This is a genomic window from Enterococcus sp. HMSC078F03 (genome assembly GCF_001811595.1).
Taxonomy (GTDB): domain Bacteria; phylum Bacillota; class Bacilli; order Lactobacillales; family Enterococcaceae; genus Enterococcus; species Enterococcus faecalis.
Window position 1 is genome coordinate 406,486 of the sequence record NZ_KV805602.1, and the last position, 12,675, is coordinate 419,160.

The 12,675-nt window shown below is 36.2% G+C and carries 14 protein-coding genes, 1 other RNA gene and 1 pseudogene; 9 read left to right on the top strand and 7 right to left on the bottom strand.

Features of this window, described 5'->3' with window-relative positions; translation table 11 throughout:
* The first annotated feature begins 104 nt into the window (after window positions 1–104).
* Entirely contained in the window at window positions 105–1,217 is a 1,113-nt protein-coding gene (locus tag HMPREF2810_RS14575) for an FUSC family protein (RefSeq protein ID WP_010815192.1), read from the top strand.
* A gap of 43 nt (window positions 1,218–1,260) precedes the next feature.
* Here the strand turns inward: HMPREF2810_RS14575 and HMPREF2810_RS14580 are convergent, their stop codons facing one another.
* Window positions 1,261–1,743, bottom strand: a complete 483-nt coding sequence (locus tag HMPREF2810_RS14580; RefSeq protein ID WP_002356863.1) for an SRPBCC family protein — start codon at window positions 1,741–1,743, stop codon at window positions 1,261–1,263.
* 21 nt (window positions 1,744–1,764) lie between these two features.
* Window positions 1,765–2,145: an SMU1112c/YaeR family gloxylase I-like metalloprotein gene (locus tag HMPREF2810_RS14585; RefSeq protein WP_048942181.1), complete on the bottom strand. Its 381-nt coding sequence runs from the start codon at window positions 2,143–2,145 to the stop codon at window positions 1,765–1,767.
* A gap of 211 nt (window positions 2,146–2,356) precedes the next feature.
* Here HMPREF2810_RS14585 and treP point away from each other — a divergent pair, with 211 nt between their 5' ends.
* Both treP and HMPREF2810_RS14595 read left to right on the top strand, forming a co-directional pair.
* Window positions 2,357–3,823 carry a PTS system trehalose-specific EIIBC component gene (gene treP / locus HMPREF2810_RS14590; RefSeq protein ID WP_002383776.1) on the top strand — a complete coding sequence of 489 codons (1,467 nt, stop codon included), beginning with the start codon at window positions 2,357–2,359 and terminating at the stop codon, window positions 3,821–3,823.
* Window positions 3,824–3,950: 127 nt separating this feature from the next.
* Window positions 3,951–4,955 (top strand): nucleoid-associated protein, encoded by a 1,005-nt coding sequence (locus HMPREF2810_RS14595; protein ID WP_002356866.1) that lies wholly within the window; start codon window positions 3,951–3,953, stop codon window positions 4,953–4,955.
* Window positions 4,956–4,994: 39 nt separating this feature from the next.
* On the opposite strand, the gene HMPREF2810_RS14600 is transcribed toward HMPREF2810_RS14595, so the two are convergent.
* Entirely contained in the window at window positions 4,995–5,348 is a 354-nt protein-coding gene (locus HMPREF2810_RS14600) for a YxeA family protein (RefSeq protein ID WP_002384289.1), read from the bottom strand.
* 198 nt (window positions 5,349–5,546) lie between these two features.
* Here HMPREF2810_RS14600 and HMPREF2810_RS14605 point away from each other — a divergent pair, with 198 nt between their 5' ends.
* Together HMPREF2810_RS14605 and HMPREF2810_RS14610 are read left to right on the top strand one after the other, a co-directional pair.
* Window positions 5,547–6,251, top strand: a complete 705-nt coding sequence (locus HMPREF2810_RS14605; protein WP_002384290.1) for a zinc metallopeptidase — start codon at window positions 5,547–5,549, stop codon at window positions 6,249–6,251.
* A gap of 83 nt (window positions 6,252–6,334) precedes the next feature.
* The gene (locus tag HMPREF2810_RS14610) at window positions 6,335–6,673 is read left to right on the top strand and encodes a hypothetical protein (protein WP_070635625.1); all 339 of its coding nucleotides are present in this window, start codon (window positions 6,335–6,337) and stop codon (window positions 6,671–6,673) included.
* Between the two features lie 26 nt (window positions 6,674–6,699).
* Here HMPREF2810_RS14610 and HMPREF2810_RS14615 read toward each other — a convergent pair whose 3' ends face one another.
* Both HMPREF2810_RS14615 and HMPREF2810_RS14620 read right to left on the bottom strand, forming a co-directional pair.
* Window positions 6,700–7,545 carry a PhzF family phenazine biosynthesis protein gene (locus HMPREF2810_RS14615; RefSeq protein WP_002384291.1) on the bottom strand — a complete coding sequence of 282 codons (846 nt, stop codon included), beginning with the start codon at window positions 7,543–7,545 and terminating at the stop codon, window positions 6,700–6,702.
* A 56-nt stretch (window positions 7,546–7,601) separates the two neighbouring features.
* The gene (locus HMPREF2810_RS14620) at window positions 7,602–8,453 is read right to left on the bottom strand and encodes a PucR family transcriptional regulator (RefSeq protein WP_002383772.1); all 852 of its coding nucleotides are present in this window, start codon (window positions 8,451–8,453) and stop codon (window positions 7,602–7,604) included.
* Between the two features lie 77 nt (window positions 8,454–8,530).
* On the opposite strand from HMPREF2810_RS14620, the gene tadA reads away from it, so the two are divergent.
* Together tadA and ffs are read left to right on the top strand one after the other, a co-directional pair.
* Window positions 8,531–9,052, top strand: a complete 522-nt coding sequence (tadA, locus tag HMPREF2810_RS14625; protein WP_002384292.1) for a tRNA adenosine(34) deaminase TadA — start codon at window positions 8,531–8,533, stop codon at window positions 9,050–9,052.
* 40 nt (window positions 9,053–9,092) lie between these two features.
* Window positions 9,093–9,177: signal recognition particle sRNA small type (gene ffs, locus HMPREF2810_RS14630), an RNA gene on the top strand.
* A 92-nt stretch (window positions 9,178–9,269) separates the two neighbouring features.
* Here ffs and HMPREF2810_RS14635 read toward each other — a convergent pair.
* The gene (locus tag HMPREF2810_RS14635; protein WP_002356881.1) at window positions 9,270–9,650 is read right to left on the bottom strand and encodes a PH domain-containing protein; all 381 of its coding nucleotides are present in this window, start codon (window positions 9,648–9,650) and stop codon (window positions 9,270–9,272) included.
* A gap of 259 nt (window positions 9,651–9,909) precedes the next feature.
* Window positions 9,910–11,148 (bottom strand): aminopeptidase, encoded by a 1,239-nt coding sequence (locus HMPREF2810_RS14640; protein ID WP_010815190.1) that lies wholly within the window; start codon window positions 11,146–11,148, stop codon window positions 9,910–9,912.
* Between the two features lie 250 nt (window positions 11,149–11,398).
* On the opposite strand from HMPREF2810_RS14640, the gene HMPREF2810_RS14645 reads away from it, so the two are divergent.
* Both HMPREF2810_RS14645 and HMPREF2810_RS14650 read left to right on the top strand, forming a co-directional pair.
* Window positions 11,399–11,971 (top strand): TetR/AcrR family transcriptional regulator, encoded by a 573-nt coding sequence (locus HMPREF2810_RS14645; RefSeq protein ID WP_002356883.1) that lies wholly within the window; start codon window positions 11,399–11,401, stop codon window positions 11,969–11,971.
* Between the two features lie 157 nt (window positions 11,972–12,128).
* Window positions 12,129–12,603 (top strand): annotated as a pseudogene (locus tag HMPREF2810_RS14650) (TspO/MBR family protein).
* The last annotated feature ends 72 nt before the right edge of the window (window positions 12,604–12,675 follow it).

Here is a 12,675-nt window from a genome sequence, read left to right on the forward strand (position 1 = left end):
AAGCGTATTTATTTGCTTTTTTATTTATTTTTAACGAATTGGTATATTCAATTTGAGGAGGGAATTGACAAGCATGTTACAATGGATAAGGAATCGATATTGGAGTGATTGTTATTTATTTTTTTAGTACAAAAAGTCAGCAATTTTTTGCGTATGTTTGGGCCATTTTCCCAGTCATCGCCTTTTTTTTGGTTAGTTTTTATACATTGGATTTTTTATTTTCCCCAAGCTATTTAATTATGGTGCCTGTATTTACTATTATGTTTAAAATTAACTATAAAAAAGATTATTCGTTTGTAGCGCTGCCCAAAATGAGTATCAGGCAATTTGTGATCAGTTTTTTAGCATTTATAGCTAGTAGTTCCTTTAGCTGGTCTATTATTTTAAATAGTAGTGTGACATTTTTAATTGTTTATTTATTTTATTCATCTGCGACACCGATGCGGTATCATAGTTATTTGATGATGTTTACGTTTTGTCAGTTAATCCAGGTTAAAGGAAATACATTTTTGATGCAATCTCAAGTTGTGGCCTTTTTAATCGGTCTTTTTTTATTGGCTTTAACACTAAACGCTTGGTGGCAAACAGGATTAAGTCAGCTAACCAGCTTAAAGAGTAGAGGCCATGTTCGCTTTTTTAAAAGCATTCAATTAAATATGAAGCAACAAAAATTGGCGGTTATTAATTTCTGGCACGACTTACAACAGACTTTTTTTGGGATCACAAGTTTCAAACAATTTTTAGAAAGTCCTGACGAAAAGGTGCAACGATTTCGTTTAGCTATTCGTATGAGTTTCACCATTACGCTGAGTTTTATTTTAATGTGGAGTGTAGGAGGCATTAAAATAATTTGGATTCCGATGAATGTTTTTCTACTCTTGCATCCAGTGAAGGCAGAAATGAACACGCGTATTAAGACACGTTTTTGGGGGACTCTTTTAGGATGTTTCCTCAGTCTGTTTGTTGTCAATTGGCTTCAATTGCCATTGACACACCTCGTTGTTTCTAGTTTGATTGGCATTTTTGTTTATGCCCTAAAACCAGGAACCGTGTTACAAGTGACAATGGCAACGATTTTTGGGTTATGTTTGGCAACAATTAGTTTACGAGGGATGTACGCCGCAGAGTTGCGGGTCTCTTTTGTATTATTGGCAATTTTTGTTGTTTGCTTAATTGATTTAGGTTTATTTGTTTATCAGCGTATCTTGCGTTTTTAAAAAGTGTGGCACAGAGGGTTATTTACCCGTTGTGCCACACTTTTTAATTTTCTAAATTCGTTAATTTTTCTAAGTAATGATTTTCTATTTGCGGAAAATCTATTTTTTCTGGTGCTGCATCAGGAGTTTCAACTACTTGCTTCAAGCGGTTGAGAACAATTGACCAACCAGCGATATCTTTATGGCGAGGTGTTGTAAAATTTTCTGGGAGAGATTCTGAAAAGACTAACAGGGTCTGATGAGGCGCTTGTTCTTTTAAGTCAAAATAGATGATACCAGTATCCCAAGTCACGCCCAGATATTTTTCCTCTGCGTAGTCAGTGAAAGGCATCGTTTCTTCAAAATCGGGCAGAATAAACCGCCAAAACCCGTTAACACCTAATTCACCAATTTCTAATTCTGGAAACCATTGTTTTAGCTTGTCTGTCTCAGTCAGGTAGCGCCAAATCGTTTGAGGGCTGGCTGAAATTGCTCGTTCTGTACCAAAATAAATCGTCTGGTTTTCTAAGCGAAAGGTATCTTTCATTTTGTTTCTCTCCTTTATTTATTATTCATGAAGTTCTAAAGGTAGTCCATCTGGATCAAAAAAGAAGGTCATTTTTTCACCCGTAAAATCATCTACTCGTAGCGGTTCTGTTTCAATTCCTTGCTCATTTAAAAAAGCAATCACTTCTTCAATATGTTCAACTTTAAAAGCTAAATGACGTAATCCTAAAGATTCAGGATAAGAGGGGCGAGCGGGAAATTGATCAGAAATGAAAATTTCTAATTCTTGGCTGCCTAATTTTAAATCTAATTTAATATCATTTTTTTCGGGACGATGATTTTCGCGAAGAACTTCAAAGCCCAACTTTTCGACATAAAAATTTTTAGTTGCTTGATAATTTGAGGCATTGATTGCCACATGATGAATTTCTTTAAAAAACATTTTTCATACTCCTTTTCGTTTTTTCCCTCTGTAGTATAGCAATAAAGAAGCAGCTAAAAAAGCGTTCTGTTTGACTCTTTAAGAAAAGACAAGGGATTTGTAAAAAAATAAAATTCTTTTTTTGAAAGAAAGCGCTTGCCAAAAAAAGAATAATCAAGTATGATGTATATACAACTTAATTGTATATACAAGTTTGAGAGGAGAATGTAAAATGGGTAAGTTTCAAAGCGATGCACAGCAGTTGTTGAAAGCAGTAGGAGGCAAAGAAAATATTTCAGCTGTTTCTCATTGTGCAACTCGAATGCGTTTTGTATTAAAAGATCCAAAAAAAGCGGATGTACCTGTGATTGAAGATATTCCTTCTGTAAAAGGAACCTTTACAAATGCTGGACAGTTTCAAGTAATTATTGGGAATGAAGTCCCACAATTTTATAATGATTTTTCTGCAATTTCCGGTTTAGAAGGGGTTTCAAAAGAAGAAGGGAAAGCAGCTGCCAAAAGTAATTTGAGTCCTGTTCAACGAGTTGTTTCTGTTTTAGCTGAGATTTTTACACCATTAATTCCTGCACTTGTTATCGGGGGATTGATTTTAGGGTTCCGCAATATTTTGGAAGGGGTTCCATTTGGCTTTCTTGATGGTCAAACAATCGTGGAAGTTTCTCAATTTTGGAATGGGGTCAATTCATTCTTATGGTTAATCGGCGAAGCAATTTTCCACTTCTTGCCAGTTGGGATTACGTGGAGTATTACGAAGAAAATGGGAACCACACAAATCTTGGGGATTGTCCTAGGGATTACATTAGTCTCACCACAACTTCTGAATGCTTATTCAGTTGCGACGACTAAAGCAGCAGAAATTCCTTTCTGGGATTTTGGGTTTGCTCAAGTTAACATGATTGGTTATCAAGCGCAAGTTATCCCAGCTATGTTAGCCGGCTTCTTGCTTGCCTATCTTGAAATTTTCTTTAGAAAAGTGATTCCTCAAGCAATTTCAATGATTTTTGTCCCATTGTTTGCTTTAGTACCAACAGTATTGGCTGCACATGTCATTTTAGGACCAATCGGTTGGACGATTGGTAGTTGGGTTTCTGATATCGTAAATGCAGGATTAACGTCAACATTTAATTGGTTATTTGGCGCCGTCTTTGGCTTTATGTACGCACCATTAGTCATCACTGGGTTGCATCATATGAGTAATGCGATTGATTTACAGTTGATTGCTGACTTTCAGTCAACCAACTTATGGCCAATGATTGCTCTATCAAATATTGCACAAGGTTCAGCGGTTTTAGCAGTTATCTTTATGCATCGTGGAAACAAAAAAGAAGAACAAGTTTCGATTCCAGCAATGATTTCTTGTTACCTAGGTGTGACTGAACCAGCGATGTTTGGGATCAACTTAAAATATGTTTATCCATTTGTTGCGGGCATGATTGGTTCAGCAATGGCAGGAATGTTTGCCACTTTAATGGGCGTTCGTGCGACAAGTATAGGCGTCGGTGGCTTGCCAGGAATTTTATCTATTGTGCCACAATATTACTTGCCGTTTTTAGGCGCAATGGTGATTGCCATTATTGTACCAATGGGCTTAACTTATATTTTCAGAAAGAAAGGCATCTTTAATAAAGTCGATCCAGTTGATGAAGCAACAGGGATGTTATACAGCGAAGAAGGGTAATCGCTTTTTGAAGTAAAGAAGAATTTGTAGATATTTGTCTACGAATTCTTCTTCTTTTTATAGAAACTATTGGCTTTTTTCTCTCTTTCAGTTAGACTAAAAAGGTTGAGAAAAGGAGAGCGTAAAAATGGATATTTATTTAAAAAAAGCAATTTTACACATTATTGATCGAGAAACTGGGACGCCGGTTTTCTCTGAAAAGGAACTAGATTTAACGACCGAGTATATTCGAACGTATTTAACTGCAAAAATTTCAAAACTTTCGACTGCACAAACAAAGACTGGAACATTGGCGGAAAATAGTTCCTTTGTTGACACGTTACGTGGGATTCCTAGTGATTTTGTGAAGAAAAGCCAAGAAGTTACCCAACATTGGTATGATGTTTATTCAGGAAGCGAAGATGCGCCTAGTGCTGATATTTTGTTCATTTTATATGAATTAGATACGGTGTTACATGTCGCAATGATTAAATTAAACTATAAAGAAAGTTACACGCATTACGTCGACTATGAAGAAGAATCCGTTTATAACAAACTGATTATCAATCGAGCAATTTTGTCTTCAAAATCACAAAAACCAGATGAAGGAATTACAGTTGACTTAGATACATTAGCGTTTGAATTACTAGAGAAAAGATATGAATTTTCAGGAGAAAAAATCTGGTATTTCTCTGAAAAAGTGATTGAGACGCAAGCGGCACCTTCCATGGAAGAAAATATCAAAGAAATTAAAAAGGCAGTCAAACGCATTGGAAAGAAATTTAACGAAGATGAGTTTGAACTAATGGCTTCTGTAAAAGAAGCGGTATATGATAGCATTGAGGAAACGGGAACGATTGACAATGAGCAGATTGCTGAGCAAGTATTTAAAGAAAATGTATCAGCTAAATTAGCTTACCAAGAAGAAGTGAATGAGTCGAAGTTTGTCGACAAAACACCGCCAGTCAGAGAATCTCGCGAAATTTCTGAAAAGAAATTTGGCAAACAAAAGTTAAAAATGGATAACGGTATTGAATTAATTGTTCCGTTAGATGTTTACCGCAATGGGGATTTAATTGAATTTGTTAATAATCCAGATGGCACAGTGTCCATCATGCTAAAAAATATCGAAAAAATTAGTAATCAATTATAAAGAAAAAAAGCCGTTGGCAAGCGACCAACGGTTTTTTCTTTATTTTAATTTTTCTAAAGCTTTTTCAGGGACTTCTTTTTCTGTCACTTCATTCCAGCTGATCACACCTTTACGGGGATTGACTTTCAATTTTAGATAGGCTTTCATACGCAAAGGTTGATCACGATATTCGTTTAATTCAACGGTCTTTTCTTCACCGTTTTTATTAAACGCAGGTTGTTGATAGTAATACAAAGTCGTCGGTTCACCAGAAGCTGATTTTTCATCTTTCTTTTCACCAGATGTTGTGATTTGTGTATAGTAGGCTTCTCCGCCGTAATAGTAATTATAAACGCCCCAGCTACCGCCAGCTAAAATGACTATGGGAATTAATATTTTTAGTAATGTTTTCATTTTCCTCACCTCAAGGAATAGTATGCCTTTTTTTTGGGAAATTTGCCATATTTTTTTCCGTTAATTGAGTGACACTTTTGTTAGTTTTGGCACTTTCTTGAAAAATTCATCATTTTTTTAAACAAAAGACAACGTTTGTCGCTCCCTTTTTTTCACTATCATGCTACAATAAAGAAAAAAAGATGGAGGTAGAGGACAATGATGCCCTTTTATTTTGGAATCGATCCAACCTATATATTGGTAATTATCGGAATTGCGATTTCTGGTGCGGCCTCCGCATATGTTAACAGTACCTTTCGTAAATATGATCAAGTACGAAGCAGTAAACATGTTACAGGCACGCAGGCAGCACAATATATTTTACAAAAAGAACAAATTAATGATGTCGGAGTTCAGCAAATTGCTGGTGATTTAACCGACAATTATAATTCTGGAAACAAAATGTTGAGTCTATCCGAAGCCACTGCTCAATCGACATCGGTCGCGGCTATTGGCGTGGCGGCTCATGAATGCGGACATGCGGTACAAGATCATACGAACTATGTGCCTTTACGTCTTCGTGCAGCCATTGTTCCAGTTGCCAACATCGGTTCAACCATCTCCTTTCCACTAATTTTGATTGGTGTTTTATTTAGTTGGAATCAAACATTAATCAACATTGGAATTTTGGCTTTTTCATTAGCCTTGATTTTTCAATTGGTGACTTTACCGGTGGAGTTTAATGCGTCTAGACGTGCATTAAGTATTCTTTCTGAAGGTGGGTTATTAACAGAAGAAGAAGTCCCAATGGCCAGAAAAGTTCTTTTTGCAGCTGCACTTACCTACGTAGCAGCGGCGCTTTCGACCTTTTTACAACTTTTACGTTTGGTTATTTTATTTGGTGGCAACAACCGCCGAGACTAAGTGCCAGCAAAGGTCTTTCTATTACGCATAAAAGTAATAATATGTTATGATTAAAATAGAAAATAACAGAGGAGCTGAAGGAAATGAAAGCATCAACAAAAATTGGTATCGGTTTAAGCATTGCTGCAGTTGCAAGTGTCTCTGTTGCAGTCATCGCTTCTGAAAAAATTATTAAGAAGGTATCTCATGTTTCCAATCGTTATAAAGTTAAAAAGTTTGTAGACGATAAATTTGATGGAAACCAAAAATTATTATCGATTGTCGATGATTTATCCGATGATGAATTAGATTCTGTTTTAAATGTTGTTGATCGTGTGAAAGATGGCGGTTCAAAATTAACTGAATATGGCGAAAAAGTTAAAGACAATACAGATTCTTTAAAAGAACGCTTTTTCACATTTATTGAAGATGCAATGAAGTAAAAAAGATGGCCTAGGCCATCTTTTTTTTATAAAAATAATTCTTTTGTTTCAACATAATAGCCTCTGCCACCAACTAGAACTTGATCAATTGTCTTTTGAGGTGTAGTGTTCAAACGCACTAAGACTTCTGAAGGAGCGTTTAAGGTATAACCTTGGGCAAAAGTGTAATTGGTTTTTTGTAAAATTTGGTGATGGCGCAGATAACAAGCTAACGCACCGTTTGATGTACCAGTAGCAGCTTCTTCATCGATGTCATAAAGGGGTGCAAAATTCCTACAAATGATATTTTCTTCAGACAAAGCAAAAAGATGCATCCCAATAACTCCATACTTTTGACTAAGTAACTTAATTTTTTCAAAGTTTGGTTGTAAATCCTGTAATAATTGCGCATTTTTAATGGGAACCAAAATATCTTTTAGACCCGTTGACACAATCTGGATAGGAAAAGCTGTTGCCACTGCGTTTAAATCAAAGCAGCCGCTCAATTCTTCTAAAGTGAGCGTATCATAAAAAGTTGGGACAGTTTGTTCCATAAATAGTTGTTCATCGTTCGCCGTGATTGCGAGCAAACCGCTGTTCGTTTCGATTGTATATGCTGTTTGCAATAATTTATTTAAGTGCTTCATAATGGTGAAAGCGCCAATTGTCGCGTGGCCACATAAGTCGACTTCTTCTTTTGGCGTAAAATATTCAAGGCGGAAATCAGCAATCTTTGAGTCTGAAATAAAAGCAGTTTCTGCAAATCCTAGTTCTTTGGCGATGGCCATTTTTTGGGTTCTCGTTAAGGGCTGTGTCATAAAAACAACGCCTGCTTTGTTGCCACCTTCGTGGTTTTTACTAAATGCACTAGCGACATATGCGGTAATTTTCATTGGAACGCCTACTTTCTAATTGGGAATAAAAAACATACGAGTACAAAATGGACGTACTACTTTCTTAATAACAAATAACAAAAGATTAAATCATCCATTTTTTTTAAAGATAAGCCAGTTTGTTCAAAAAACTTTTCCAACCGATAGTGTAAAGTATTTCGATGCATAAATAAATCTTTTGCAGTGGAGCTGATATTGCCTTGATTTTTCCACAAAGCGCTGATGATTGGCTGAATATCGGTGTCTTTATTTAATAAACGACGATAATACTCAACAAGTACATTTTGGCTCATGGCTTCCTTGGTAAAATAGTGGAGGGCAACATCAGTTAAACTAAAAACAGTCGTCCGACTAGAGGAATTAAGTTCTTCTGAAAAAATACGTTGTTCTTCATGGAAACAACGCCGGAGAATGTCTTCAGAGGAATAAAAATTGCCAACAAATACAGCACTAGTGCAATCAAAGTCTGTATCTAATGTTAAAAAGATCCCTTGAATTTCTTCTTGTTGAAAGGTATTTTTTGACTGTTCTTCAACTAAAATATACATATTATTACTTGGACTGAAACAATCAACTGTATCTGGAAACATCTTTGTTAAATTAAATTGCCATTCAGCTTGTAATTCTTTTGTGACATTCGTTTGAATTTGCAACATACGAAAGGTCCCTTCGGCAGGTAATTTTGCCTGTTGAAATAAGTAACTGAACCAAGGATGGTTACCAGTAATTGTTGGGTTTTCAGAAATTGGAAAAAGCGCTTCCAACAAATGCTGTTCTTTAATGCTTAAGAAAGCTTTATTCACAATGAAAAATTGGTCGTCAACAGGAATTGAATAGGTGGCTTCGGAACCAATTGTTTTTGATAAATAGCCTTTGGGATAAAGCTGAGATAAATTTTCAATAATCATAGACACACCTCACTGATTTATTGTACCATGAAGCAAGACAGAAGTTTAGTGGGAAAAAGCCGAAAGGTGGAAATTAATTGGGAAAAAAAGAAACAACGTTAACACAAGAAGAAAAAGAATTTTTTATGCGAGAAGCCATTGCAGAAGCGAAAAAAGCAGAAGGTTTGGCTGAGGTGCCTATTGGAGCTGTGATAGTTCGTCAAGGGGAAATTATTGGCCGCGGGCATAATCTGAGAGAAGCACGGCAAGAAGCAACGGCGCATGCAGAAATGTATGCAATCCAAGAAGCGTGTCGCGGGATAGAAAATTGGCGTCTAGAAGAAACCCAATTATTTGTAACTTTAGAGCCTTGTCCAATGTGTAGTGGGGCGATGCTTTTAGCACGAATTCCAGAAGTTTATTATGGCGCAACTGATCCTAAAGCAGGCACTGCTGGGACTTTGATGAATTTATTAGAAGATGAACGCTTCAATCATGTGGCCTATGTCGAAGCAGGCGTTTTAGAAGAAGAGTGTCGCTTATTGCTAGTTCAGTTCTTTAAAAGGTTACGGGCAAAGAAAAAAGAAGAGAAACTTTTAAAAAATCAAAAGAAAGACTAGTCAAAAGAATAAAAATACGTTATACTAGGTTTTGCCGAAAGGCTAGGACAATGGCGGGCTAGTGAATTGTGTCAGATCCGGAAGGAAGCAGCACTAAGCAAGTGCCGCCATGTGTCTGATTGAATAAGGAACGTATCAAGGCTGAGAAGCCTTTTTTATTTTATCTAAAATTAAAAAGACAGGAAAGTTGGTCGCTTTCCTGTCTTTTTTTGTGGATTCAAGATAATACAGCAGCTGCTAAAGCTTGTTGAATAGCAACAATATCTTTATCTTTTCTAAATTGAAGACTTACTGAAGGTAACTCAGCACTTGAAATCCATATCTTTAGTTCTGCATCTAGGTCGAAATGTCCACTAGTTTCAACAGAAAAGCGTGAAATAGATTTGTAGGGAATCGATTTATAATCAACTTTTTTACCTGTAATTCCTTGTTTATCGACTAAAATTAAGCGTTTATCTGTAAAGACAATTAAATCTCTTACTAAAGTGAAGGCCATATCTACTTTTTCGTTAGGGATTAAAACATCCCGTAATTCTTTTTCAGCTGTTTCATTGTTATTTTGTGTTGCATTCCCTAATAATCCATCAAATAATCCCATGTTAATTCTCCAATTCTACTTTTTTGAAAAAAATTCTTTTATTTAAAAGTAAACTTATATCGTGTAAAAGAATCCGCTTTCAATTTGATTATAACGTTAAAGGTCCTTCGAATGCAATTGATTTTTTAGCATAAGAAAGTGAGGCCTAAATCGCTGCAACTTAGGCCTCACTTTCTAAATTTTAAAAGAACCTACTGAATAAAAGCAGTTTCTTCTTATTTTTTGGAGCTAAAAACTTTGGTTTCAACATTTGGTAGGACTATGCCCAATCGCCATTTCTAAAAACTGGAACAATCGTCCCGTCTTCCTTAATGCCGTCAATATTCATTTTGTCAGATCCTACCATAAAGTCCACATGTGTTTGGCTACGATTTAAACCAGCTTCAGCTAATTCTTCTTCGCTCATCTCCGTGCCGCCTTGTAAGTTGAAGGCATAGGCCGAACCAAAGGCTAAATGATTAGAGGCGTTTTCATCGAACAATGTATTATAAAAAATCAAACCGGATTGTGAAATTGGTGAAGGGTCTGGTACTAAAGCAACTTCTCCTAAGTGTTTGGCACCTTCATCAATAGCTAAGAGATTTTTCAATGCTTCTTCGCCTTGTTCAGCTGAGAAGTCAACAACTTTTCCATCTTTAAATGTAAATTTCATTCCCGAAATGATTGTGCCAGCATAACTTAGTGGTTTTGTACTAGAGACATAACCATCAACGCGGCGACTATCTGGAGCGGTGAAAACTTCTTCTGTTGGCATATTAGCCATGAATTCTTCTCCACGCGCGTTATAACTACCAGCGCCTTCCCATAAATGGTTTTTAGGCAAACCAATCGTTAAATCTGTCCCAGGAGCTGTGTAGTGTAAAGCAGTAAATTGTTGTTCGTTTAATTCAGCCGCTTTTTCTTGTAATTTTTTATCATGGATATCCCAAGCAATGACTGGGTTTTCTTCATAAATTCGTGTTGTTTTGAAAATTTCATTCCAAAGTGCATCAACTTGTTCTTCACTTGTTGCTAATTCTGGAAAGACTTTAGCTGCCCAGCCTTCACTAGCAGCAGCTACAACAGTCCAACTTACTTTGTTGGCTTGCGTTGCTTTTCGTAGGTTGACCAATGCTTTCCCATTAGCCGTTTGGAAAGCTGCTACACGTTGTGCATCCACGCCAGCTAATGCATCAGGATTAGAAGAAACCACGCTAATTCGGCTTGCGCCTTTGGCAATCCAATCATCGGTTTGATCAATTTTATATTGAGGAACATTTTCAATACGATCAGTTGCAGCATGGGCTAAAAATTCACGTTGAATGGTTTCGTCGCTCCATTGAACAATTACTTCGGCCGCGCCTAAGCGATAAGCTTCTTCCGTAATTAAGCGGGCAAGGGGCGCTTGATCGACACTGATTTGTAAAACAACCGTATGATTGTCCTGAACATTGACACCCGTTTCAGCAATTAAACGTGCATATTTCTTTAGATTTTCATTAAAATTCTCTAAGGTCATTCGTGATTCCTCCTTCATTTTGATGGGTAATGACTGCTCATATCATAACACGGAAGAGCAGGGAACTCAACGAAATAAAGCCTTTATCAACTGTTATTTTAAGTTGGGGTAAAAGTTGTCGTGCTCCCGCTCAGTGAACTTTTGTACAAAGAGTTGTTCTAATTTTGCATAATAGAAAAATCGTGTTACAATAACCATAAGCATTTATTTGGAAGCGTTGTATATGAATGAATAAAGGGGATAGGGAATTATGGCAAGAAAAAAAACCATTACGAAAGAGCAGATTTTAACAGCTGCCTATGAAGTAGTCGCCACTGAAGGATTTTCGAAGTTCACTGCACGTAATATTGCTAATAAAATGAAATGTTCCACCCAACCGATTTATTTGGAATTTAAAAACATGGATGATTTACGCGATGCTTTATTCCAAAAAATTCATAAATACTTAGCGAAAGAAGTCTTTCCAGTAAAACATACTGGGAATACAATTGTTGATTTGGCTTTAAACTATATTCATTTTGCGACAAGTGAAAGTAAGTTATACCGTGCGCTTTATTTAGAAGAATATGGTGGCGGCAAAAAAATGCAAGAATTCTCTTATCACTATTTTACTGAAGCGGTAAAAGCTGATCCTGAGTATGCTAATTTAAACGATGTTCAAATCGACTCTTTACACATGGGAACATGGGTGGTCGCTACTGGTGTGGCTGCATTGATGACTTCTGGAATTATCCATCCTTCAGAAGAACAAATCATTCATTTAATGAAAGATAGTATTGAAGCAATTCTTGAACGAGATGAACCAATTGATATTGACCTATAAAAATTAAAAAAAGTGTAACCTCATGCTGATAGCTTCTGTGAGGTTACAGCAAAAGACTGTTTCTTAAAAGAACGGTCTTTTTTTGTTAAGTGTATTAATGGTAGATTATTCGCAACCATGCTACAGTAAAGAAGAGAAATAGAAAGGGGCAAAAAACATGAACCGAGTGAAAGATAAGCGTTTATGGATAAGTATTGTAGGAATTACCGGACTAGGGCTCTTGTCGGGCTTATTTTCAGTAAATGCGAGAGAATATTATCAAGCGTTGAGATTACCAAGTTTTGCTCCGCCAGGCTGGTTATTTGGACCAGTGTGGTTGGTGTTGTATATTTTTATGGGCATTACTTTTTATTTCATCTTAGTTCATCCAAATAAACAACAGAAAAAAACGGATGATTACGCTATTTATTTTACAATTTATTGCAAACTTTTTCTGGACATTTTTCTTTTTTTCTTTACAAAATAATTTATTATCTGTGATTGATATCTCATTGTTATGGCTATTATTAATAGTTCAACAGTGGGACTACTTGCGTTATAAATTAATAACGCGTGGCTGGTTGATGATTCCTTATATTCTTTGGGTTACTTTTGCGGCAGCTTTAAATTACAGTATTTTATTTTTAAATTAGGAATATCAAAACACCAGAGAAAAATGGGAACTTGTAGTGACCCCAAAAAGTTAGACTTTTTATAGAGTGGAT

Excerpts from the sequence above, each read along its gene's own strand:
- HMPREF2810_RS14580 (WP_002356863.1), bottom strand. The coding sequence starts at position 1,743 with ATGAAAGATACCTTTCGCTTAGAAAACCAGACGATTTATTTTGGTACA.
- HMPREF2810_RS14585 (WP_048942181.1), bottom strand. The coding sequence starts at position 2,145 with ATGTTTTTTAAAGAAATTCATCATGTGGCAATCAATGCCTCAAATTAT.
- treP (WP_002383776.1), top strand. The coding sequence starts at position 2,357 with ATGGGTAAGTTTCAAAGCGATGCACAGCAGTTGTTGAAAGCAGTAGGA.
- HMPREF2810_RS14595 (WP_002356866.1), top strand. The coding sequence starts at position 3,951 with ATGGATATTTATTTAAAAAAAGCAATTTTACACATTATTGATCGAGAA.
- HMPREF2810_RS14600 (WP_002384289.1), bottom strand. The coding sequence starts at position 5,348 with ATGAAAACATTACTAAAAATATTAATTCCCATAGTCATTTTAGCTGGC.
- HMPREF2810_RS14605 (WP_002384290.1), top strand. The coding sequence starts at position 5,547 with ATGATGCCCTTTTATTTTGGAATCGATCCAACCTATATATTGGTAATT.
- HMPREF2810_RS14610 (WP_070635625.1), top strand. The coding sequence starts at position 6,335 with ATGAAAGCATCAACAAAAATTGGTATCGGTTTAAGCATTGCTGCAGTT.
- HMPREF2810_RS14615 (WP_002384291.1), bottom strand. The coding sequence starts at position 7,545 with ATGAAAATTACCGCATATGTCGCTAGTGCATTTAGTAAAAACCACGAA.
- HMPREF2810_RS14620 (WP_002383772.1), bottom strand. The coding sequence starts at position 8,453 with ATGATTATTGAAAATTTATCTCAGCTTTATCCCAAAGGCTATTTATCA.
- HMPREF2810_RS14635 (WP_002356881.1), bottom strand. The coding sequence starts at position 9,650 with ATGGGATTATTTGATGGATTATTAGGGAATGCAACACAAAATAACAAT.
- HMPREF2810_RS14640 (WP_010815190.1), bottom strand. The coding sequence starts at position 11,148 with ATGACCTTAGAGAATTTTAATGAAAATCTAAAGAAATATGCACGTTTA.
- HMPREF2810_RS14645 (WP_002356883.1), top strand. The coding sequence starts at position 11,399 with ATGGCAAGAAAAAAAACCATTACGAAAGAGCAGATTTTAACAGCTGCC.